At 31.8% G+C, this 24,079-nt stretch carries 21 protein-coding genes and 1 pseudogene; 6 read left to right on the forward strand and 16 right to left on the reverse strand.

Features of this window, described 5'->3' with window-relative positions:
• Nucleotides 1–12 precede the first annotated feature (12 nt).
• From BMZ09_RS13020 to BMZ09_RS13030, 3 genes are all read right to left on the reverse strand, one after another.
• Nucleotides 13–441: an FKBP-type peptidyl-prolyl cis-trans isomerase gene (locus BMZ09_RS13020; RefSeq protein WP_090841328.1), complete on the reverse strand. Its 429-nt coding sequence runs from the start codon at nt 439–441 to the stop codon at nt 13–15.
• A 390-nt stretch (nt 442–831) separates the two neighbouring features.
• The gene (locus BMZ09_RS13025) at nt 832–1,812 is read right to left on the reverse strand and encodes a PLP-dependent cysteine synthase family protein (RefSeq protein WP_090841330.1); all 981 of its coding nucleotides are present in this window, start codon (nt 1,810–1,812) and stop codon (nt 832–834) included.
• Between the two features lie 202 nt (nt 1,813–2,014).
• Nucleotides 2,015–3,250, reverse strand: a complete 1,236-nt coding sequence (locus tag BMZ09_RS13030; RefSeq protein ID WP_090841332.1) for an ABC transporter permease — start codon at nt 3,248–3,250, stop codon at nt 2,015–2,017.
• 8 nt (nt 3,251–3,258) lie between these two features.
• Here BMZ09_RS13030 and BMZ09_RS13035 point away from each other — a divergent pair, with 8 nt between their 5' ends.
• Complete coding sequence (locus tag BMZ09_RS13035; protein WP_090841334.1) at nt 3,259–4,539, forward strand: exo-beta-N-acetylmuramidase NamZ family protein; 1,281 nt, start codon at nt 3,259–3,261, stop codon at nt 4,537–4,539.
• A gap of 6 nt (nt 4,540–4,545) precedes the next feature.
• Here the strand turns inward: BMZ09_RS13035 and BMZ09_RS13040 are convergent, their stop codons facing one another.
• From BMZ09_RS13040 to BMZ09_RS13055, 4 genes and pseudogenes are all read right to left on the reverse strand, one after another.
• On the reverse strand, nt 4,546–5,532 hold the full coding sequence (locus BMZ09_RS13040) for a flotillin family protein (RefSeq protein ID WP_143067823.1): 987 nt from the start codon (nt 5,530–5,532) through the stop codon (nt 4,546–4,548).
• A gap of 262 nt (nt 5,533–5,794) precedes the next feature.
• Nucleotides 5,795–5,944 (reverse strand): annotated as a pseudogene (locus BMZ09_RS13045) (sterol desaturase family protein); the annotation flags it as partial.
• Between the two features lie 74 nt (nt 5,945–6,018).
• A complete protein-coding gene (locus BMZ09_RS13050) occupies nt 6,019–6,912 on the reverse strand; it encodes a hypothetical protein (protein ID WP_090841339.1) in 894 nt (297 codons plus the stop codon).
• Nucleotides 6,913–6,939: 27 nt separating this feature from the next.
• The gene (locus BMZ09_RS13055; RefSeq protein WP_090841341.1) at nt 6,940–7,434 is read right to left on the reverse strand and encodes a YkgJ family cysteine cluster protein; all 495 of its coding nucleotides are present in this window, start codon (nt 7,432–7,434) and stop codon (nt 6,940–6,942) included.
• Between the two features lie 21 nt (nt 7,435–7,455).
• On the opposite strand from BMZ09_RS13055, the gene BMZ09_RS13060 reads away from it, so the two are divergent.
• Nucleotides 7,456–8,154, forward strand: a complete 699-nt coding sequence (locus BMZ09_RS13060; RefSeq protein ID WP_090841343.1) for a class I SAM-dependent methyltransferase — start codon at nt 7,456–7,458, stop codon at nt 8,152–8,154.
• Here the strand turns inward: BMZ09_RS13060 and BMZ09_RS13065 are convergent.
• The 4 genes from BMZ09_RS13065 to BMZ09_RS13080 all read right to left on the reverse strand — a co-directional run bounded on the left by BMZ09_RS13065 (nt 8,151) and on the right by BMZ09_RS13080 (nt 15,223).
• Nucleotides 8,151–8,678, reverse strand: coding sequence for a DUF2059 domain-containing protein (locus BMZ09_RS13065; RefSeq protein WP_090841345.1), 528 nt, complete (start codon nt 8,676–8,678; stop codon nt 8,151–8,153). The two genes, BMZ09_RS13060 and BMZ09_RS13065, sit on opposite strands and share 4 nt — an antisense overlap.
• Nucleotides 8,679–8,711: 33 nt before the next feature.
• The gene (locus BMZ09_RS13070; RefSeq protein WP_090841347.1) at nt 8,712–10,334 is read right to left on the reverse strand and encodes an amidohydrolase; all 1,623 of its coding nucleotides are present in this window, start codon (nt 10,332–10,334) and stop codon (nt 8,712–8,714) included.
• Nucleotides 10,335–10,434: 100 nt separating this feature from the next.
• Nucleotides 10,435–12,162 (reverse strand): TonB-dependent receptor, encoded by a 1,728-nt coding sequence (locus BMZ09_RS13075; protein ID WP_090841349.1) that lies wholly within the window; start codon nt 12,160–12,162, stop codon nt 10,435–10,437.
• Between the two features lie 40 nt (nt 12,163–12,202).
• Nucleotides 12,203–15,223 carry a tetratricopeptide repeat protein gene (locus tag BMZ09_RS13080; RefSeq protein WP_090841351.1) on the reverse strand — a complete coding sequence of 1,007 codons (3,021 nt, stop codon included), beginning with the start codon at nt 15,221–15,223 and terminating at the stop codon, nt 12,203–12,205.
• Between the two features lie 255 nt (nt 15,224–15,478).
• On the opposite strand from BMZ09_RS13080, the gene BMZ09_RS13085 reads away from it, so the two are divergent.
• Genes BMZ09_RS13085 through BMZ09_RS13095 form a run of 3 tightly spaced genes read left to right on the forward strand, consistent with a single transcriptional unit; the run spans nt 15,479 to nt 18,002 of the window.
• The gene (locus tag BMZ09_RS13085) at nt 15,479–16,165 is read left to right on the forward strand and encodes a cell division ATP-binding protein FtsE (protein ID WP_090841353.1); all 687 of its coding nucleotides are present in this window, start codon (nt 15,479–15,481) and stop codon (nt 16,163–16,165) included.
• An 11-nt stretch (nt 16,166–16,176) separates the two neighbouring features.
• On the forward strand, nt 16,177–17,067 hold the full coding sequence (locus BMZ09_RS13090; RefSeq protein ID WP_090841355.1) for a glycosyltransferase family 2 protein: 891 nt from the start codon (nt 16,177–16,179) through the stop codon (nt 17,065–17,067).
• On the forward strand, nt 17,064–18,002 hold the full coding sequence (locus tag BMZ09_RS13095; RefSeq protein WP_090841357.1) for a glycosyltransferase family 2 protein: 939 nt from the start codon (nt 17,064–17,066) through the stop codon (nt 18,000–18,002). Before BMZ09_RS13090 ends, BMZ09_RS13095 begins: the two co-directional genes overlap by 4 nt.
• Here the strand turns inward: BMZ09_RS13095 and BMZ09_RS13100 are convergent.
• Together BMZ09_RS13100 and BMZ09_RS13105 are read right to left on the reverse strand one after the other, a co-directional pair.
• Nucleotides 17,988–18,404, reverse strand: a complete 417-nt coding sequence (locus BMZ09_RS13100) for a sugar 3,4-ketoisomerase (RefSeq protein WP_090841359.1) — start codon at nt 18,402–18,404, stop codon at nt 17,988–17,990. The two genes, BMZ09_RS13095 and BMZ09_RS13100, sit on opposite strands and share 15 nt — an antisense overlap.
• On the reverse strand, nt 18,391–19,503 hold the full coding sequence (locus BMZ09_RS13105) for a glycosyltransferase (RefSeq protein WP_090841361.1): 1,113 nt from the start codon (nt 19,501–19,503) through the stop codon (nt 18,391–18,393). The genes BMZ09_RS13100 and BMZ09_RS13105 overlap by 14 nt, the downstream gene beginning before the upstream one ends.
• Before the next feature lie 31 nt (nt 19,504–19,534).
• Here BMZ09_RS13105 and BMZ09_RS13110 point away from each other — a divergent pair, with 31 nt between their 5' ends.
• The gene (locus BMZ09_RS13110; RefSeq protein ID WP_090841363.1) at nt 19,535–20,677 is read left to right on the forward strand and encodes a glycosyltransferase; all 1,143 of its coding nucleotides are present in this window, start codon (nt 19,535–19,537) and stop codon (nt 20,675–20,677) included.
• Between the two features lies 1 nt (nt 20,678).
• On the opposite strand, the gene BMZ09_RS13115 is transcribed toward BMZ09_RS13110, so the two are convergent.
• Genes BMZ09_RS13115 through BMZ09_RS13125 form a run of 3 tightly spaced genes read right to left on the reverse strand, consistent with a single transcriptional unit; the run spans nt 20,679 to nt 23,959 of the window.
• Complete coding sequence (locus tag BMZ09_RS13115; protein ID WP_090841365.1) at nt 20,679–21,986, reverse strand: O-antigen translocase; 1,308 nt, start codon at nt 21,984–21,986, stop codon at nt 20,679–20,681.
• Entirely contained in the window at nt 21,987–23,090 is a 1,104-nt protein-coding gene (locus BMZ09_RS13120) for a DegT/DnrJ/EryC1/StrS family aminotransferase (RefSeq protein ID WP_090841366.1), read from the reverse strand.
• A complete protein-coding gene (locus BMZ09_RS13125; protein WP_245741151.1) occupies nt 23,087–23,959 on the reverse strand; it encodes a GNAT family N-acetyltransferase in 873 nt (290 codons plus the stop codon). Before BMZ09_RS13125 ends, BMZ09_RS13120 begins: the two co-directional genes overlap by 4 nt.
• Nucleotides 23,960–24,079 lie beyond the last annotated feature (120 nt).

Raw genomic sequence — 24,079 nt, forward strand, 5'->3', positions numbered from 1 at the left:
AAAATAAGTGACTTATTTAATACCTACAACTTCAAGGTCAAAAATAAGGTCTTTACCTGCTAACGGGTGATTTGCATCTAACACGATAGTTTCGTCTTTTACCTCAACTACTAATAAATTAGTTTCGCGACCATCTTCTGTTTTAGACACTAAGCCCATACCTACTGCAGGAGTCATATCCTCAGGTAAATCTGATTTGCTTACTTCTTGTATTAAAGCTGGGTTAACATCACCATAAGCTTCTTCTTTAGCTATTGTAATGGTTTTTTTCTCGTTTAACTTCATATCAATCACACCTTTTTCAAATCCAGGAATTAATTGTCCTTGACCTAAAGTAAACTCTAAAGGCTCTCTTCCTTCTGAGCTATCAAAAATTTGCCCGTCCGATAATTTTCCTGTGTAATTTACTTTAACTGTGTTGTTTTCTTTTACTTGATCCATACTATATTATAAAATTTAAAACGTGCATTCTGCATAATTTTTATGCTGTAATTATTATAGATTAAATGCACTGACATGGTAAACGCCAAAATCAAGCCAAACCCTAAAATATTAATATTCAAACCAATATTATCTTATTTAGAAATAAAAAATTAACAGATCAGCCCTTTGATAGCAGTAAATTGATAAATTAAAATTGCTTTTGAAAGAAAAAATAAAGCCTAAATTAAAATCAGCAACTATGTCATGTTACCAATTAAAGTTAAGTATTTATGTGTCATAACTACAAAAAAACGAATTATAGATTACATGTATTTGTTATATCAAAAAAGCTCACAATTAAAATTGTGAGCTTTTTTATATACTTAATTTGCTTACGCAACATTTGTGCTACTCTATGTAACCCATTTTACGCATCCAATCGTCATTAAACATTTTTCCAACGTATCTACTTCCATGATCATGGAATAATACCACCACAACATCATCTTTAGTAAAGTGTTCTTTTAATTGTAACACACCTTTAATAGCTGCTCCTGCACTATTACCTAAAAACATACCTTCTTCTTTAGATAGTCTTTGTGTATACACAGCTGCGTCTTTATCTGTTACTTTAGTAAACCCATCAATAATATCAAAGTCTACGTTTTTTGGTAGGATATCCTCTCCGATACCTTCTGTTACGTATGGATAAATTTCTTTTTCGTCAAAAATCCCTGTTTCATGGTATTTTTTAAATACAGAACCGTAAGTATCAACTCCCCAGATTTTAATATTTGGATTTTGTTCTTTTAAATATTTACCAACTCCAGAAATTGTACCTCCTGTACCTACACCAACCACAAAATGTGTGATTTTACCATCTGTTTGCTTCCAGATTTCTGGCCCTGTACTTTGGTAATGTGCTTTAGCATTACTTGGGTTATCATATTGGTTAACATACCAGCTATTTGGTGTTTCTTCTCCTAAACGTTTTGATACAGAATAGTAAGATCTTGGATCATCTGGCTCCACTGCTGTTGGACAAACCACTACCTCTGCGCCTACTGCTTTTAATATATCTACTTTTTCTTTACTTTGTTTGTCCGCCATTACAAAAATACATTTGTATCCTTTTATTATGGCTGCTAATGCTAATCCCATTCCGGTATTACCTGAAGTCCCTTCTATAATTGTTCCTCCTGGTTTAAGACGTCCATCTGCTTCTGCGTCTTCTATCATTTGTAAAGCCATACGGTCTTTAACGGAGTTTCCTGGGTTAAAAGTTTCGTATTTAGATAATACTAAACATGGTAACTCTGCAGTTAACTTGTTTAATTTAATTAGTGGTGTATTACCTATGGTTTCTAATATGTTATTTGCGTATTGCATCTATTGTTTTTTTTTCTTTTGCAAAAATAAGTTAAAAGTTAAAGCTTGAAAGTTAAAACCGAAATTATTTATTTTGGAATGGAACTTTGGTTGGTTGCGTTAAGGATTGAGCAATCTGTTTGAGCTCCTCGCAGAGAGCGAGTTGTGAAAGCCTGACGGTTGTCCTGATCTAAAATCAGGATAACAGTAACGCCCAAATTATTTAATCAAATCTAATAGCCTTTACAGGCGAAATTTTAGAAATTATATAAGATGGTATTAACAGCATTAATAGGCATAATACAAATGTCCCAATATTTAACGCTATTATATAACCTAAGTTTATATAAACCGGTACTGCCGATACATGATAGGTTTTTGGATCTAATGGAAATAGTCCAAAATACTTTTGAAGCATTAGTAAACTTATCCCAATTAAATTACCCCAAAACAGTCCTTTTAATATAAGATATGCCGCGTTATAAAGGAAAATTTTACGGATGCTATTATTGGCGCTTCCTAAGGCTTTTAAAATTCCAATCATTTGTGTACGTTCTAAAATTAGCACTAATAATGCGGTTATCATGTTTATCCCTGCTACTAAAATCATGATACCAATGATAGCGTATATGTTATTATCAAAGATTTTAATCCACTCAAAAATCATTGGGTATTCTCTGTCTACCGTTTTGGCATTTAAGGTAGATGGGACTTCTTTAAAAATTGCATTTCCTGTGGCTTCTAATGTATTAAAATCTTCTATAAAAACTTCGAAACGTCCAACTTGATTGCTATCCCATTTGTTTAAACGCTGGATTTGTTTGATATCTCCGATAACATAAAGCTGATCCATTTCTTGCAAACCAGAATTGTAAACTCCAACTATATTATATGTTACTACGCGCGGTGGTTTGGTAGAGTCTTCCCTTAAAAAGTAGGTATTTATACGGTCGTTTAATTTTAATTGTAGCCTATTAGCCAGATATTGCGATACTAAAACATCGGTACTAATATCCTTTGTGTAATCGGGTAATTTACCTTCTATTAAAAATTCTTTAAAATATTGCCAATCATAATCTGCACCAACACCTTTTATTACAATATATTCAAAATCGTTTTCTAATCTTATTATTCCTGATTTTGTTGCTGTACCTTGGACATGTGTTACTTCTGGAATATTTTTAAACTCGGGATAAAAATCTTGTTGGGTAGTTATTGGTCTTATGCTTTCTTGTGAGTTGTTGGTATCGTAATTTTCGATAATAGTGTGTCCATTAAAGGCTATTACTTTTTCTCTAATTTTTTGTTGTAAACCAATTCCTGTCGCAATAGCTATCATCATTACAATAATACCCAATGCAATTGCTACGATACCAATTTTTATTATTGGTGCCGATATACTACTTTTATACGCTTTACTATCAATTATGCGTTTAGCTATAAAAAACTCGAAATTCAAACTAGATTATGCGATTTAATGTTTTCAAAAATACAGTTTTATTATTTGTTTTAGTATTAATTTCTTGCGGAATGAAAAAGCAAGATTCAAGTTTAAATACTAATGAAAAAACACCAGTTACTACAACTTTAAAAGCAGAGGTACAAAATCCGATTCAGGAAGTCAAATCCTTAATAGTTGGCGCTAATCAAACCGAAGCATATTTACCTTTACTAAAAGGACAACGTGTTGGTATTGTGGCTAATCAAACTAGTGTGCTTTTTAATGTTTTAACTGATAACGCTTCAGGTAACAATTACACACACCTTGTAGACTCTTTAGTGCGTTTAAATATTGACGTCAAAAAAGTGTTTGCTCCAGAACATGGCTTTAGAGGTAAAGCTGATGCAGGTGAAGTTGTTAAAGATGGTTTTGATACTAAAACAGGGTTACCAATTGTGTCTCTTTATGGTAGTAACAAAAAACCAAGTGTTGCACAATTAAAAGACCTTGACATCGTGATTTTTGATATCCAAGATGTTGGAGCGCGTTTTTATACTTACATTTCTTCTTTACATTATGTTATGGAAGCTTGTGCTGAACAAAACAAAACTTTAATAGTTTTAGACAGACCTAATCCAAATGGACATTATATTGATGGTCCTATTTTAGAGGAAGCACATACTAGTTTTGTAGGCATGCATCCTATACCTGTTGTACACGGTTTGACTATTGGAGAGTATGCACAAATGATTAATGGCGAAAACTGGCTTAAAAACAACGTACAATGCGCCTTAAAGGTTATTACTGTTAAAAACTATACTAGACAAATGGCTTACGACTTACCTATTAAACCATCTCCAAACTTACCTAATGCACAAGCTATAAACTTATATCCTAGTTTATGCTTTTTTGAAGGTACAAATGTAAGTGCTGGACGTGGTACGGATTTGCAGTTTCAAATATATGGTTCTCCTTTTTTATCAAAAACAGACTACACATTTAAACCTAAACCAAATGAAGGTGCAAAATATCCAAAACATGAAAATAAAGTCTGTAATGGCTATAATTTAAGTGACGTTAAACACCAAAGTACATTAAATTTAAGTTATCTAATTACTGCTTATAAAAACACGACAAACCCATCTACATTTTTTGTTAGTAATGGCTTTTTTACAAAACTTGCTGGAACTAAAAAACTGCAACAACAGATTGAAGCTGGTTGGAGTGAAGACAAAATAAAAGCCACTTGGACAAGTGGCTTAAATGATTTTATGGTTAAACGAAAACCTTATTTGTTATACAAATAATATCGGTTATTCGTCATACTTTTTACCGTTAGGTCTTAAGTTTTCTTTTCTGTATTCTTCTCTGGTTTGCTTATCTAAACCACCGTTGTTTATATCAGAAATATTGTACTTAACTTCTTTTACCTCTATTGGGTCACTAGATCGGTCTGAGTTATGCTCTGCAACATCACGCTCTTGCTTTTTTCTTTCGGCATCAGCTAAAGCAAGTGCTCTTTGCTTTTCACGTTTTGCTTCTGCAATTTCTCTATCTTTAATTGCTTGACGGTTAGCTTCTATTTGGGCTAATTGTTTGTCAGCTTTATCTTTTGCTGCTTTCGCTCTGTTGGCTTCTGCTAGTGCGTGTTCTTTTCTAGACTTATCCGCAGCTTCTTTTTTAAGACGCTCTTTTAATTCTCTTTCTTTTACCTCAGCTACTGCACGCTCTTTTTTAGCTTTAGCATCACCCTCTCTTTGAATACGTTCTCTTTCAGCTCTTTCTTTAGCTTCTTTTTCTGCTCTGCTTGGTTTAGAATTTGCACTAGCTAAACGTGTATCATCTTTTTTATATCCTCTTGGCTTAATATTTCTTTTAAGTAATTCTTCCGCAGGTAAACTTGCACGTAAAACATCTTCCTCCAAATCCGCAATGGCATTTGTTGGTTTAGCTATAGATTCTATTCTGTTTAAAGAAATTGGATATACAGCATCTTCTCTATACGCTACAACAGTGTAACGTCCTACTTCAAAATGGTGAAGCGGAATCCTAGCTTCTTTACTTCCTAAATCCATTAAAACAGATTCTTTTTGACTATGGAATAAAAAACTAAATCTAAAAATTTGAGTGCTACTTTTAAGAATGATCGTATCTCCAGTTTTATTTAGAACATGGACAAGACCAGCTTTAGTTGCATTTACGTTTTCTGTAATAGTAGTTCTGCTTCTTGATTGCGCTAACGCAGAAGTAGTTACCATAAGTAAAACAAGGAGTGTGTATGTTATTTTTTGCCTAATCATAATTTTAAATTATATCGATACGCTAAAAATCAGTTGTAAGGGAGTACAAATTTAAAATGAATTTGTGTTAATACATATTAAACTCCCTTTAATTTACTTAAAATTAGCTGAACGTCACAAAATATTCGACGAATAGTTAATTTATCTGATTATCAATGATTTAGAGATATATCGCTTATTTGATTAGTATATATTCAAATAATGTACCAAGTCTATATAGTATCAACACTATTTAACAAAATATTACAAAAACCCTTTAATATTAGTCTGTTGTTGGGTTTCTATACTTATAAAAAGGTTGCTTTAACAAGTGTGATAGCTCACTGTTTTTGGCTTCGTCCGGAAAGGTATCTACACCATAAATAATTTGATCTCTATCCAAAGTCATATAAGTCCCAAAAAGACGATCCCAACTATTAATATTTACACCTATGAGAAGATGGAATCGTTTCGAAGTATGTAATTATAGATTCCATTAATGATATGCTATTTGTTTACAATAAACTTAACTTTATTTAAATCTGATTGTAACACTTGTGCTTTCCATGGAAGTGCCTCCTCAATATTATCTAAACTTCTGTAGGTTGCATAATTTAAAAATGCGAACAAAGCAACATTAATCTTATCAATGTCTTCCTCTGTATATTTTTTCAACATTCGGCGTGCCTTATTATCTTTACCAAGTATTAAAGCTTCCTTTATCTTTAATAATTCGTGCTTTTGTAATAATGCTTCTTTTGTGGCATAATCACTATTTTGCAATAAATTTTCCGCTTCAAGCATATATATGTCTGACAACATAATAATTTCTTCTTTTACAAAATCTTCAGCATATATAGCAAAATCTAAATATTTATTAGCTAATCTAAAAGTTGTTGCGTAATTTTTATTTTCGAAATAACTATTTAATTCTGCCTCCAAAAAAGAGGTGTCTAGTGCATATTTTTTAATAATTGCAGTCAAGTCTTGCGTCATAAACTCGTCCGCAGTCCTCAAATCTAAAATATTACCATTAGGATCCATAACCTTTACATTATCGTCATTAAAACGATTAATATAGCTCATGTTACGTTTACCATCTATTTTATCAAATAGTTGCTGATACATAGACTCGTTAATAATAACAGGTACAAAATATTTCCATACTAACGTTTTTACAGCATCACTTTCAAACAATTCTGTAACCACTTTAGTCCCATCAGCATCTTCTAATATTATGGGATAAGAATAATTTGCTGAATCTTCCCAAATAACCAATAGCATCTTATTTTTAGACAATGCTAATTTTTTTGCTAAGGTTAAAGAGGTCAACCATTCTTGTGCCATAGCACTTGTAATGGTTGCAACGCTTAATAATAGGGTAAATAAAAGCTTTTTCATAATACTTAAAAATACAAAATAATTGTATTAATATTTAATTCGTTTTTTCATCTCTTCCACAATATTAAATGCTGCGGGACAAATAGCGACGTTTTTTAACGTTAAATTAGATATTTGCTGAAATTTTTTACGGTCAGTATGCGGGAATTCGGCGCAAGCCTTAGGACGCACATCATAGATAGAACAGTAGTTATCTGCTCCTAAAAAGGTGCACGGTACAGACTGTAACACGTAATCGTTTTCTTCGTCTAGACGTAGGTAAGTGTCAATAAATTGTTGTGGTTTTTGTCTAAAATGCTTAGCAATACGTTGCACATCTTTATCTGTAAAAAGAGGTCCCGTAGTTTTACAACAGTTGGCACACGTTAAGCAATCCGTTTTTTTAAATTCGGCTTCATGCAATTCTTGCATAATATAATCCAGTTGCTTTGGTGCTTTCTTTTTTAGCTTAGTAAAAAAGGTTTTATTTTCCTTATGCTTATCTTTGGCAAGCTTTGGGAGATCATTTAAAAATTCTTCCATGTTACAAAAATAGTATTTTAAATGAAAGACCTTTTCGGAAAAGCCTTATTAGATTATCAGAATAATAATTATACAGTAGACCTAATGACGTCTACTAACATATCTGATGAGGATGAGTTACCTCTTCCTTATCTTTTTAGAGATTATAAAGCTATGCCTAAGTTAGAACAACAGGCGTTAAACTTAGCAAAAGGTAAGATTTTAGACGTTGGTTGTGGTTCTGGAAGTCATAGTCTATACTTACAAAGTAAAGGGCTTAGCGTTAAAGCTATTGATGTCTCAGCTGGTGCTGTTGCAGTTAGTAAAGCACGAGGTGTAATTACTATTGAAGAAAAAGCGCTTTTAGATGAAACCGATACTTTTGATACTATTTTATTATTGATGAATGGTACCGGAATATTTCAAACCTTAGATCAAGTCTCTACTTATTTGTTGCATTTAAAATCTTTATTAAATAAAGGTGGTCAAATATTAATAGATTCTAGCGATATAAAATACATGTATCTAGATGAAGATGGTGGCTTTTGGCAAGATATGAATGCTAATTATTATGGCGAATTAGATTACTTTTTAAGTTATAAAGGTGAAAAAGAAGCCGCAATGAAATGGTTATATCTTGATTACAAACTATTACTTGATGCGTGTACTGCTATTGATTTAAAATGCGAAATGCTCGCGGAAGGCGAGCATTATGACTATTTAGCTAAGTTATCGATTTAAAGATCGTATCCTTTTTCTGATAATTTAGCGATCATTCTTTTGTATAAATCACCACTCCACATTACTGAAATATCACCCATTGATGCATTCATAGAGTCTTGAGAGCTTACAATTTTTTGACCTGTATCACTTTTATAAAATTCGGTTAAAATAATTTTATCGCCTTCTGTTAATACTTCTGGCTTAAACATGTTTTTACCTGCTTTTGTTGCGTATAACGCATTCATATTTTTAACATCTTTATGTGTAAAATGCGCTCTGTAAGCAGACACTACCATTTGCGCTAACTCATCCATAGCACCAGTTCTTTCTTTTTTTAACTCTGTCCAAACAGTTGTAGGTACTGCTTGAGACTCAAACTGTTCCTCTAACATTGTAAACATCTGATCTATTACACCTTCGTAATACGTCATTGTTCCATTACTTTTTATACACGTCTTAACATCTTCACTGTATTGATCTACTTGAGCAAAACTTGATGTCCCAATTGCTAAAAAGCAAACTAATGCGATAATTTTTTTCATTTTAAATAAGTTTATGTGATTACAAAATAGCAACTACTGTGCCACGCCATTAATATATGTTTCTTTTACCTTTATGTTTGGGATTTCTTTTTGATCAATGGTCATAATATTATCGCCTAAGATAATAAAATCGGCATATTTACCAACTTCTATGCTTCCTTTTTCCGTGTCTTCAAAATTAGAATATGCTGCCCAAATGGTCATTCCTTTTAACGTTTCTTCTCTTGTTAATCCGTTTTCTTTATTAAAACCACCTTTAGGATATTGATTAGTATCTTGTCTTGATACAGCTGCGTAAAACGTTAAAAATGGACTTACTCTTTCCACCGGAAAATCTGTACCTAAAGCGACTCTTCCACTTTTTTCTAATAATGTTTTGTAAGCATAAGCTCCTTTAATTCTATCTTTTCCTAAACGGTCCTCTGCCCAATACATATCACTTGTTGCATGTGTTGGTTGTATAGAAGGTATAATGTTTTCGTTTTTAAAATATTCAAAATCATTATCTGTAATCACTTGCGCGTGCTCTACTCTCCAACGTCTATTACTTTCAGATTCTAAAGTTTTAGCATACGTTTGTAACACAAAACGGTTAGCCGAATCTCCAATAGCATGCGTGTTCATTTGGTAACCCGCTTTCTCAATTCTTTTTGCTAAATCTTTATACGCTTCCACACCAATAACTAAAGCTCCAAAATGGTCGTGTTGATCAGAGTAATCTTGCTTTAACGCTGCACCCCTAGATCCTAGCGCTCCATCTGCATAAACCTTTACCGATTGCACATTTAAACGGTCTGTCTTAATTTTTCCTTTATTTAAATAGTAATCTAAATTTGCTTCTCTGTTACTAATCATCGCGTAAATACGCATATCCAAAGTCCCTGCTTGTTGCAAGCTGTCAATCAACTCTATGACATGTTTGTCTAAACCTGCATCAGATACCGTAGTTAATCCTAAATCTGTACATATTTTTTGAGCCTCTAATAAGGCGTCTATTTGTTGCTGTTTTGTTGGCTCAGGAAAAACTGCTTCTACCAACTCCATTGGATTGTCAATTAAAACACCGGTAAGTTTACCATTTTCTTTTAAAATCTCTCCACCTTCTGCAATTGTGTTTTCTGTGATTTTAGCTAAATCTAATGCTGCTTGATTACAAATCATAGCATGACCATCAATTCTAGTTAATGCCACAGGTATATTTGGAAATAATTTATCTAGTTCTGCTTTAGTAGGATATGTTTTAACCTCCCAATCGTTTTGATCCCAACCTCTACCTATTATAAATTTAGAAGGTTTCTTTTTCTGAAATTCGACAACCTTACTTATAACGTCATCATAACTTTTTGTATCCCTAAGATTAACTTGTAATTGGTTTAAACCAAGTCCATAAAAATGGCAATGTGCATCAATAAAACCAGGTAAAACAGTTTGACCAGCAACATCAATAAGTGCTTTTGCTTTATATTTATTTTTAATATCTGCTGCTTTACCCACCGCCACAAACTTACCGTCCTTGATAGCAAAAGCTTCTGCGTTAGAAAAGTTAGCATCTACAGTATACACATTAGCATTAGTGATAATAGTATCTACATCTGTCTTATCTACACCACAAGATGTTATGACTAAAAATAAGAATAGGATTTTGGTGAATTTCATATTTTAAATTTTTCCGTAAATATAAGCATAAAAAAAAAGCCTCTAATTGAGGCTTTTTTAAACTTTTATTTGTGTTCGGTTTTAAACCGAATTATTTTAACTAAAAATCAAACTTATACGTCGCACCTGCCAAAAACTGAATGCCTTGTACTGGTGTATTTTGCCATTTTGTATAAGATTCGCCTACTAAATTATTTCCTTTAGCAAATACAGAAAAACGATCATTAATATGATATCCTACATGTGCGTTAGCATCAAAATAAGCATCCAAAGTAACCACTCCTGTCATTGGCGTTATTAAACTTGGAATATTAAATTGGTCTTTACGTTCTCCGATATAATATAAATTTGCTCCAGCAAACCACTGTTGATTTATTTGATAATCTACAAATACAGATCCTTTTATATCTGGTAAATTCCATGCTTCCATTTGATTTTTTGCATCATATGAAAAGTATTCTCCTTTTATCCCTAGCGTGAAATTACGATTAATGTCCACGTTTAATTCTGCAGCAACACTTAACGTTGTTACATCATCATAAGCAATACCAAAAGAGTTCCCGTAGGTATAAGCTTCTGACGTTTGCGTGATATCATTATTAACAAATAACGCTTTATTTTTCTCTGATTTGTAGCTTCCGCTAACTGTGTAACTCATAGCGTTAGACAATTTCCCTTTTAACCCTGCAAATCCATTATATTGTTGGTCTGTAGGTGCTATAAATAAATTAGGTGACACAAATTGGTTCTCGTCAGCAAAGTCATAATAAGAGTTTTGTATTAACCCACCTTTTACGCCTCCGAACACAATTAAAACATCATCCACTAATCTGTAACTAGCTGCAATATTTGGATAGATAAAAAATTTGCTTTGACTAGCTTCTGTATCATTTAAATAAACCGCTTTAACACCTAAACTTACTGATAAGTCATCATTATTTAATTTAAAAGTTGGCGCTACACCTACTATAAAATTACCATAATTAAGCGCTGTAGGTACTGCGTAAGCTTTATCAAAACTACCGCCTAGGTAATCTGCAAAGACTTCTACATCTACTTCGTTATCTCTAATCTCTACTGTTCCTAAAGCATTAACTTTTAATCTATTTTCTCCAGAACCATAATCGTCACCAAAACGTCTAAATAATAGGCTTCCTGATTTAAAAACTGAATCTTCAAACATAATATCTCCACCAACATGCGCAGTAGTAAAACTATGACCAACATCTAATGTATCTGCTGTTGCTTGATTAAATAAAGGCTGTTGTAAACCATACCAATTATAGGTTTCATGTTGAAAACCTCCTAAAAGAGACCATGTGTAATCCCTATTGTTTTTAGTATAGTTTAAATTAAGCTTAGAGTCTGAAAAACCACTATCCGTTAATACATCATCTATATCTCCTTGAGAAGAGTGATGCCCAATATAAGCACTAAACGCCTGGTCTCTACCAATCGCATGATTTAAATAAGCCTCTCCTAAAATAGTAGTATAAGTCCCCACACCCAATGTAGCATAGTTGTTATATAATTTTACTTTTTTAGCTTTATCTACTACCGCTGCTTTTCCTTTTGCAGGCGTAAATGTTGATGCCACAGGAAAAGAGAAAATATTATATTTAACGTCTTTTTTTGTTGCGGTATCTGTATCATCCAACGATGGTGTTTCTTTAACTTTAAAAGCATCAGAAATTGTTGGTGTATATGGTTTTACTACATCAATAACACCTGTCTGTATAGTATCTCCTTCCCTTTCTTGTGCTAATGCAAAGACCGAAATTAATATCGATGGTATTAATAAAGTGATTTGTTTTTTTGTAATAAACATAATTTATATTTATGAATTGCGATTGTCTTGATTGCTGATTTTAGTCTTCAGTAATTACTGATGAATTTGTTTTAGCTTCTTCTGCTTTTATTCTAGTCAATTCTGTTTGTGCTTCTGTTTTCACATCCTCAAAATTGCTAAAGTTTTTGATTACACTTTCAAGTATATACGTTGCTTGAAAAGCATCTCCTAAAGCATAAAAGTTTTTAGCCATTATAACTAATCCTTTTGCTCCGTAATATTTATACCCAGAATAATCTTTTGCTAAACGCTGTGTTACCGTGTTAGACTGGTTATACAATCCGTCTTTATTTTTAAAATAAGCATTGTAGTATAAGGCTTCTGCTGCAGTTTCGCCTGTTGCAAATGTTTCGACTTGTGCATACGCTGTTCTTGCTTTAGCTTGATCATTTGTTTTAATAGCAGAACGGGCAATTATAACATAAGCATCACTTCTTATTTTATTATCTAAATTAAGGTTACTAAGCACTTTTTCCGCGTAAGCGACCGCTTGATTATAATTATCTAATTGGTAATTAGCCTGCATTAAATTAGATTGTGCAAACAAACTATTTTGCGGAAAGTTAGCCTCTACTTCTAATCGTTTTAAGGTTGGAATTACTGCATTCCAATCTTTTTTATCTAATTGAATTTGAGACAAACGTAATAATGCTTCTTCAGAGAATTCGCTTTGCGACTTACCAACAACAAATGCATAATGCGGCTCTGCATTAGACTTTAAATCTTTTTTAAAGTATAGCTGTCCTAAGTAAAAATGTGCTTGTGTGGCATGCAATCCGTTTGCAAACTGGTTTAAATACCCATTAAATTGTTTGATGGCTGCGTTTACGTTTTCGTCTAAATATTGTTTCTCTGCAGCCTCGTAAGTTGCATTATCTAAATCGGCATCTGTAACCTCAACAAAATCCAATGTTCTAACCCAAGTAGCATACTCATCTACTTGACCTAAATCTATATAAATTAAACGTGCTGTTGCTACCGCTTGATTTGCTTCTGGCGTACTTGGATAATCTTTTGCAACCGCTTTAAAGGTTGTTAATGCTTGTTGATTTTTATTAGCGTTATAATAGACTAAACCCTGACGTAATTGCGCTTTGCTTGTAAAAGGACTTGTACTATACTCCTTTTTTAATTGGTTATAAATACCAATAGCTTTGTCATCTTTACCTGCTTTTACATAACTATTACCCAATGCATACATCGCATCATCACGCAATTTAGAGGTTGGATATTTTGCAATAAATTGTTCTAATTGACTGGTCTGATTACTCTCATTACCAATGTAACCATAACTCATTGCTTTTTGGAAAAAAGCATAATCGTTTTCAATTTTTCCAACTTGCATAGCGTTATCGTAAGCAGCAATCGCTTCGTTATAACGACTGGACACAAAATAACCATCCGCTAAACGTAAATATGCATCATTCAATCTAACTTTATCTGTTTTGTTTTTTTGAATAAACTGATTAAAATATGTGGTTGCTTGACCATAATTTTTTTGTTTAAAGTACGTGTAAGCAATATTGTAATCTAAATTTTCATACTCTACAGTCTCAGACGCACCGCTTTGTTGTGCAAATTGTTTAAACCCTATTAAAGCATCATCATAATTTGTTAAGTTATAATCTGTCTCTGCTTTCCAAAAGGTTGCTCTAGCGGTATATTTTTGATCTTGCTGTTCTTTTAAAGAACTATCAAAAAGGTCTTCTGCATCTTGATATTTACTATCATTAAACAACTCTAAACCTCTATAAAAAGCTACTTTTTGATAAGCAACTTTACTTTCAAAACTGTTTTTATTTTTTAATAAAACTAGTGCTTCCTTATAATTTTTAGAGGTAATGTAAGAGTCTATTAACAACCCTTCTACTTCTTCTTTATATTGTGTGTTTGGATATTTTTCTAGATACCCATTTAAAACCTGCGGTACAGATTGATACGCATTACCAATTTGGTAACTAATTTTAGCATAGTTTAACCAAGCATCTTCTTGGATTTTTAAATCATAATCCATTTGCGATGCATTTCTGAAGGCATTTAATGCTTCTTGTTTTTTACCAACATTAACATAACTTTCTCCTAAGTGATAGTAAGCATTTTGGGCAACACTATTATCTGCACTTACAATTTTATTAAATTCTGAAATGGCTTTATCATAATCCTTTTGCTTGTAATACGCATATCCTAATTGGTAGTAATCCGTATTACTCCACTTTCCTTTTTTACCATTATAATCTGTTAAGTACGGAATAGCTTCGTCATACTTTTCTAGGTTGAAATAACTTTCTCCTATAATTTTATTTAATTCCGAAACTTCATTTCTATCGCTAGTTTCTAATTTAGACTTAGCCAACGCTATCGCTTTATCAAATTTTCCTAATTTAAAATTTAAATCTGCCTGATAGTAACTTAGTTTTTCCTTATACTTTTCTTCATCTCCAACCTGCTCAAAATACTTATTAGCTCCGTCGTAGTCATCTCCTTCATAAGACATAAATCCTAAATAATATTTGGCTTGTGACCCGTATTTTTGAGACGTCTCGACGCGTGTTAAATACTTTCTGGCGTCTTTATAGTTTTTGGTAGTAAACGATGCATATCCGTTATTAAAGTTATAGGCTTCTTTATCCGCTCTAGCCAAAGACCCTTCGTCCACTTTTGCATACCATTTTTGTGCATAAGCATATTTACCATTGGTAAAGTAATATTCTGCAACATCTACAAATGCAGTATTACGTTTTGTACTAGTTGGATAATCTTCCACAAAACGCTCCATTAATACATCTGCATTTTGCTGGTTTAATCTAATAGCAGCATTTGCAATATAAAAAGCACAATTACTTTGTACATTCTCGTCATCCGTCGTTTTATTGATTTGACTAAACAAATTTTGAGACGCTAAATATTGCTGACTATTATACAACTGAAGTGCTTTTTGGTAATCTCCAAGACTACTTGTATACACCGCGGATTGTTGCCCAAATAATTGGAAACAAAACGCTAAGATTATAAAAAATGTAAGCTGTTTTTTTACTAACATTGACACTGTTTTTAAATTATAAATCAAAGATAAATTAATCTATAGGTCTAACGCTGAATTTTACTAATAATTATAAACGGAGTTATTAAAAGCAGAAAATCTACTCTATTTTTTCCAAATAACTATCCGCAAGAGATGCGGTAATAAATTATTACTTTTGACCTCCTTTTTTTACTATTAATTGTTTACTTTGTCATCTACAATTTTCTGCAATACAAAAGCGTTATAATAACTTAAGAATATTAAAATTATTTTATGTCTGACACTGTTTTAGAATTAAAAAATGCTTCAATTTTTCAAGGTGAAAGCTTAGTCCTTTCTGACATTAACTTAGAGGTTAAAAAAGGTGATTTTGTTTATCTAATTGGTAAAACTGGTTCTGGAAAAAGTAGTTTTATGAAAACGCTTTATGGCGATTTAAAACTAACTAAAGGAGAAGGTCATATTGTTGATTACGACTTACTAAAACTAAAAGAAAAAGAGATTCCGTTTTTACGTCGAAAGCTAGGTATTGTATTTCAAGATTTTAAATTACTTACAGACCGTACTATTAACGACAATTTATTATTTGTTTTAAAAGCTACAGGCTGGAAAGACAAAGCTAAAATGACGGAGCGTGTCGCTTCTGTTTTAGATAAGGTAGACATGAAAACTAAAGGTTTTAAATTTCCGCATGAATTATCAGGAGGAGAACAACAGCGTATTGCTATTGCACGTGCTTTGCTAAATGATCCAGAATTGATATTAGCAGATGAGCCTACAGGAAACCTAGACCCACAAACTAGTATTGAGGTTATGGAAGTCCTGCAAGAAATAAATAAAAATGGAAATACCATTTTAATGGCTACCCATGATTATGCTTTACTTTTAAAATACCCAAGCAAAACATTAAAATGTGATGACAATAAGGTGTTTGAAGTTGTACAACGTAAGGCTAATTAATCCCTATTTGTATGCTTTCTGTTTTAATACCGACCTATAATTACAACGTCACCACATTAGTTAACAGTCTGCATGCACAATTACTACAATCACAAATTAATTTTGAGATTTTAATATTAGATGACGGATCAAACCATGTTATAAATACAACCAATCAAGTATTAAACACATTAGCATTTGTAACATTTAAAACCAATATTAAAAATGTTGGATTAAGTAATAACCGTAATCTTTTAGCTGAAGCGTCCATCTATAACTATATTTTATTTATTGATGGTGACTCTCTAGTTATATCGGACCAATACATTGCCAATTATCTTAGTAATATTACACCTGAAACTGGTATCATTTATGGTGGACGTATCCATCCAAAACAAGTCTCTAAAAAAAGAGAATTACGCTTAGTTTACGGAAAAAAAAGAGAAGATTTAAGCGCCAAGCAAAGATCTGAAAAACCGCATAAACGCATGTTTTGTAATAATACGTTAATGACTAAAGTAACATTTAACGCTATTACGTTTGAAAAAACATTAAACCAATATGGTCATGAAGACACATTATTTGCATACAAAGCAAGTGTTTTAAAAACAGCCATTTTACATATTGACAATCCTATTTTACATGGTGATGTTGATTTTAATAACGTCTTTTTAAACAAAACAGAAAAAGGATTAAAAAACTTAGATTATATTTATAAATCAGAACTTATACCACAAGATTTTATTCCTTTTTTAGAGTATTTCTCTAAATTAAAGCGATTTAAATTAAATTATCTTTTAGCCTATTCTTACTATTTTACTAATCCGATAACTAAGTATTTATTAACCAGCAAACTGACCTCTTTAGCATTATTTGATATCTTTAGAATTAGTTACTTTTGTCATATTAACCTCAAAAAATGAGTCCTTTCTTCTCTGTTGTCATACCGCTTTATAACAAAGAAAGTTATATTTCAAAAACATTAAACACGGTTTTAAATCAGTCGTTTAAAGATTTTGAAGTTATTATAGTTAATGATGGCTCTACAGACCAAAGTGTTTCCGTTATAGATACTTATACAGACAAAAGGATAAAACTTATACATCAAACAAATCAGGGCGTTTCCGTTGCACGTAATACTGCAATAACAGCTTCAACCGGAATGTATATCGCGACATTAGACGCAGATGATATTTGGAAACCAAATCATTTAAAAGCATTAAAAAAGTGCATTGATACTTTTAAAAACGCTGTCTTATTCTGTAATAATTACGAAATTAAAAGACGTGATGGTTTTGTAACAAAAGCTAAATTTAATTTTGAATACCACTCCGACTGTCTTTTAGTAGACAATTTTTTTGAAGCTAATATTATAAACTACATTCCGCACTCTTCTTCTGTTGCATTTAAAAAAGATACGTTCTTTAAAATAGGAGCTTACAATACGCAATTACGTACAGGACAAGATATTGATTTGTGGATTAGATTTGGCTTACATGGTGCCATAGCATTTAACCCCGTGGTTACCATGCTTTACAACTTTTTTGACCCTAATAGTTTATCTAATAGTAAACTGAATGATAATAGGTTATTATTGATTAGTCAGTATACTACTGAAGAACAAACTAACCCGTCTTTAAAACGCTACATGGACATTAAGCGTTATGCTTTAGCCATTAGATACAAGTTTAATAATGAAGATAAAAAAGCGACGTTTTTAATTAATGAAATTAACGTCAACAATCTTAATTTCAAGCAGCGTGTGATATTAAATTGTCCAAAAATACTTTTAATAAAACTGAAACAATTTCAAGAGTTTTTGATAAAAAAGAATATTTATTTATCAGCTTTTAGATAATACAAATTGATTATAATCCCTGATGTAATCTAACTCTTTATAGACATCGGAAGCCAACACCAAACATACAGACCCTGCTGAAAAATTCTCAAGCTCTCTCCAAATACCTGGCACAATCAACAAACCTTTATCGGGTTTATTAAGTGTTACGGTTTTAGTAGACTTACCATCTTTTAATATAACATCAAAACTACCACTTAACGGAATCAAAAATTGATATAATGCCTTATGTGCATGACCACCGCGATAAGCATCACTTGGAACATCGTATAAATAATAGACACGTTTAATATCAAAATCCAAACAGTCTTTTTCAATAACCGAAAGATTACCTCTCCCTTCTTCGTCAGAAATTTTAGGGATATTAATTATTTGGACGTCGTCAAGATTAGTTTGTTTCATTTATACGTTTTAAATAGTTGCTCCATTGTGCTCCAATAACTTCTTCAGATAAATGGCTTACGCTAGATTTAGCCGAAGCTTTACACGCGCTGTATAGATCTGTATCAAATATAAAAGTATTTAATGCAACCGCTAAAGTTTCTGTATTAAAATTTTCAACTAAAAGCCCATTCTGCTTATCAAGAATAATTTCACTTGGTCCCGATTGACAATCTACTGACACGACAGGAGTTCCCATAGATAAGGATTCCAACAAAACCATCGGAAAACCTTCATATCTACTTGTTAATACCGTGTATTTTGCGTCTTTTATAAACTTAGCTGGGGCTTTAGTAAAGTTATAAAATAAAACATACTCTTCTAACTTTAATGCAGACGCTAATTGTTGTAATTCAACTTTGTCCTCACCATCACCCAAAATTACCAACTTGACATTCTGCATTGGTAATTTAGACTGACTGTAAGCATTTATTAATAAAGTAATGTTTTTACTTTTATTGACTAACCGTCCAAAATATAAAATATATTGTTCTGGTAAATTCAAATTTACATCTGTCGCATAATTTAAGAAGTCTTTATCAAATGCGTTATAAATGGTTGTGACATTTGTAAAACCGTAGTTTTGCTTTATTTTTTCATTTATAGCCTGACTAACAGTAATAAAGTTAGTGTCTGATTTATAAATCAATCGCGCTAAAAATCTTGCTTTTGGAATATAAGTCTCCGTATTGTAATTATGTACCCAGTATACCACATTTAGCTTTGTGTAGACTAGCTTGTTAATAAGCCACTCTTTAATAAAAGTAGGTCGAGATCTAGAATCAACAACTATTGAAATATCATGCTTTTTAAGATATTGTTTAAAAGCAATCAACCGTTGCAGTCTTCCAAATATAGGCGTCCCTTTTGCTTTTAAAATGCCTAAATCAAAACGCTGTCCCGAAAATTTAAAATCTTCTCCAGACAATACGGTAATGACATGCACGTGAAAACCAAAACCCTCTAAAATCTGAGATAATTTTGCACTTGTACGTTCTGCGCCTCCGCCTGCCAATGACGACGCAACAATCCCTACATTAATTTTATTATTAGTTTGCAAATGGTTAGTTTTGGATAATCAAATATAGTAAATGAAAATCTTATTATTGGGTGAATATAGTAGATTACACAATTCTTTAAAAGAAGGTTTAGAAGCTTTAAATCATGAGGTTGTTATAATTGGCTCTGGAGATGGATTTAAATCCTTTCCGGTTGACTATAAAGTGTATTCTGTTTTTAGAGAAAAAAAAGCCCTACTATTTTTATCCAAAGCTATATTAAAAGTGTTTAGAATTAATATTATAAAAATAGAGCTTGCCATTAAATACTATTTAGTGTTTAACAAATTAAAGCAGTTTGATGTGGTACAACTTATTAACGAAGCCTCACTTAAAACAACTGCACGCTTAGAGATAGCACTACTAAAAAAACTTTTTAAGAAAACAAAAAAGGTGGTTTTACTGTCCTGTGGAGAAGATTATTACAACATCTCTTATGCCTTAAAAAACAAAGAAAACTATAGCCTTCTAACACCTTATCTAAATGACAACACTTTAGCAAAAGACTATGCTTTTACTTTAGAATATGTCACAGAACGACATAAAAAACTACACACCTTTTTAGCACGTAATTACGACGGGATTATTGCTTCAGATTTGGATTACCATTTACCTCTAATTAACACGCCTAAATACCTAGGTGTGATAGCTAATCCAATAAATACAGATATTATAAATTACACACCTTTAGATTTAGATCAAAAAATTAAAATATTTTTGGGTATAAATACTGAAAATTCAATAAAAAAAGGCGTCTTATTTTTTGAGAAAGCTTTAAAAATTATAGCGTCAAAATATCCTGATCTAGTCGAAATAACAATCACTAAAAATCTACCATACAACACATACATAAATAGCTATAACCAAGCACATATAATTTTAGATCAAGTCTATGGTTATGATCAAGGTTATAATGCTTTAGAAGCAATGGCTAAAGGTAAGGTGGTATTTACTGGCGCTGAGCAACAATGGTTAACATATTATAATGTAAAAGAAGATACAATAGCTATTAATGCATTGCCCGATGTAGACTATTTAGTCAAAAAAATAGAATGGTTAATTACTAACCCAAATATTATTAAGACAATATCTGTAAATGCTAATGCTTTTATAACAACACATCATAACTATAAAAATATAGCAGCACAATACGTTAAAACCTGGAATACATTATAGATTACTCTCCTTCTAAATTATCCGGTAGCACACCAAATAAAGACGAATAAAAAATTAGTAGTATTATGGCGTAATACATAACATTAGTTATAAAATAGGCCATATTTGCCCCGACTACCCCAAATTCGTCAATCAATAATGTACTTGTAAAATATAACGTGGTTACAGAAAAAGCTTCGGTAATAATATAATGCCAAAACATGCGTTTAGCCAAAAACTGATAAGCAATGACTACTGACAGCACTTTAATAAAATCACCCATTAATTGCCATAAAAACAAATCTTCAACAGGTGTAAACTCGTCCGTCAACACAACCTGAACAATAAAATGTCTCAAAAAATAGATGACCACTAATCCAACAGCAAATATTGGAATAATAGACTTATAAAAACCAAAAACTTCTTTTCTAAAATCCTTGATATTATCAATCTCTGAAAATCTAGGTAAGATATACATGGTCAAAAGCGTGGTTACAAATAACAAGTAATACTTTGATATTCTATTCATGGCTTCCCAAAAACCGGCTTCTTTTAATCCAATATTATCTATAATATAGCTTCTAATTAGTATCGCTATTAATGGTAATATTATTGCAGAAAACAAAGCCATACCGGAATACGAACTTAACTTTCTAGCAAAACTTAAACTAAAGTTACTTGACTTTATTAATGGTGCAAAATTTCGACGATTAATAATTCCAACCAATGTGATTAAAAATATAAGGGATTCTGCCACTACCACAGCTATCAAAGCCCCATCTACTTTTTGTTGCCAAATCAACAAAATAGTAACTGTAGCCCCTAAGATTTGTCCAAAAATATTGAATATTATCAAGTACTTGTATTTACCAAACCCATTTAAAATAGAAAAGGCAAACATGTTTAGGCAATAAAAAGGTATTGCTACAGCAAATATCCTAATGATATAGGCATAATTATTATAGTCTTTAAATATTAAATCACTAATATAATCCGCTTTCAGGTAAACCAGAAAAGACATTAATAAACTGGAGATAAAGCCTAAATAGAATACTGTAGATAATACTTTACTAAGTTGAACGGTATCTTTTTTAAATTGAGCGATATACTTTACAACCCCTTTATATAACCCAAGTATAGATATGGATTGTATAGACCCTGTAAAGTTTCTTAAATTACCAACTAATGCCATCCCTTCTGACCCAACAAATAAAGCTAGTGCTTTTGATGTTAAGAATCCTGCTATTATTTTTACAATAACAGAGATTGAGTTAAGTGAAGCCACTTTAACTAAAACATTAGTATTTATGTATTCTAAAAAATTTTTCAATTAATATCCGTTAAGTATTGCTATTACAGTATCGACCTGAAGTTTAGTCATAACTGGACTAATAGGAATACTCACACAAGTTTCGTGAATTTTTTCTGTTATCGGAAATTTTAACTCGTTAAATCGATGAAGTGCTTTTTGTTTGTGCGGCGGAATTGGATAATGAATCCCTGATTGAATCTTATGTGACTCTAAATAATTAATAAAATCATCTCGATTTTCTACCAAAACAACAAACAGATGAAACACATGATTGCGTAAACCATTAAACACCGGTAATTTTATCTTTACATTTTTTACTTCTAACAAATAACGTTTTGCAATAGCTACACGCTGTACATTATCCGCATCCAAAAATTTAAGCTTAACATTTAAAAACAAGGCTTGAATTTCGTCCAATCTATTATTTACTCCCAATACATCATTTACATATTTAGATGATGTGCCGTAATTTCTTAATTTAAAAATAACATCAGTTAATGCTTTATTATTAGTAGTGACCGCTCCTGCATCTCCTAAAGCCCCTAAGTTTTTACTTGGGTAAAAGCTAAAAGCTGCTGCATCGCATAAGTTTCCCGATCGTTTTGATGTTAGACTATCGATAGCTCCTGTGGATTGTGCAGCATCTTCAACAACTAATAACTGGTTACGCTTGGCTAACGCATTAATTTCAGAAACATCACACAATTGCCCATATAAATGAACAATCAATATCGCTTTTGTTGTTTCGGAAATATGTTTTTCAATTTCCGATGCTTCTATATTAAAGCTATCCGTATTAGGTTCAATCAAAACAGGTTTTAAGCCCACTTCCATAATAGCCAATATAGATGCAATAAATGTATTAGCAGGCACAATAACTTCATCCCCCTTTTGCAATACGCCTAATTCTAAATAGCCTTTAAAGATTAAAGCTAAAGCATCAAACCCATTACTGACACCAATACAATATTTAGTTCCACAATAATCCGCATAGTTAGCTTCAAATGTTGTTACACCTTGTCCTAAAACATATACTCCTGAATTTAAAAATGCATTGAACTCCGATTTGAATTCTGACTCAAAACGTGCATTAATTTTTGGTAGATCTAAAAACTTTATCATATCAATACCGTGTCTAAAATTTTATAACTGTTAGTATCCACCGTATAAAAATCTTGTGTTACCGTTCTTGCTCCAAAACCTTCCTTCCAATATTGCAAACCTTGATTAACTTGTCTTCCGTTATTTACATTAGACACTCCAAAATCAAAAAATCGTTTCTTATTAAATACAGACGTAATTAAATAATGATGCAAAAAATCTAAACTTCCTAATTCATTCTTTTGATTATTACCCGATATATATTGCGAATGCGCAACATATTTGCTCTCAAAAATTGTAGTCCCAGCTACTATCTGATTATTTTGATAGACATTAAATTGACGTATTTGTTTTTCAAAATTAGTTTTTAATGCTGTTATTTCGGCTAAACTATGCACCGGTTTCACATTATGCTTTTCATTTAAATTAGGTTCAAGCACTGTAGACCAAAAAGATTCAAAACCACCTTCTTCCTTAATAACTAAACCGTGTTTTTTACCTCGTTTAACGCCTTCTAACCTATCTTTAGAAAATTTCAAGGCCTGTCTGTAATCAATTACAGATAATGCATCCCGTCTATTAAGTTTTGCATTTAGCAAAAACATGATATAAGACTGCTCATCGTTTGGCAATGTATTATAAATAGAAGGCAATATTTTTAATTGTAATTCTGATATTTTAGCTTCATTTAAAAATTTTAAAAGTGCTTTATAAATTAATAAAACGCTATTCAATTTTAAATTTTCTTTAAACACTAAGCCGCCATATGTTAACCCTTGATGAGAATAAACACAATCTTCAACCCTGTTTGCTGGTAGTATAGCAACTAATTTTTCATCTTTAAAAACAAGCAATGAGAAATCATTAAATCTGTCGTTATGGTACTCCATAAAGTTTCGATTAAATAAAAACGTTGCGTTCTTGGAGGCGACAACAAAATCGTTCCAAACGTTAAAGTATTCGGGGTTGTATGTTTGTATTGAAAAAATAATATTACAATTTTAGGCCAG

The sequence above is a fragment of the Olleya namhaensis genome (genome assembly GCF_900114005.1).
Taxonomy (GTDB): Bacteria; Bacteroidota; Bacteroidia; order Flavobacteriales; family Flavobacteriaceae; genus Olleya; species Olleya namhaensis.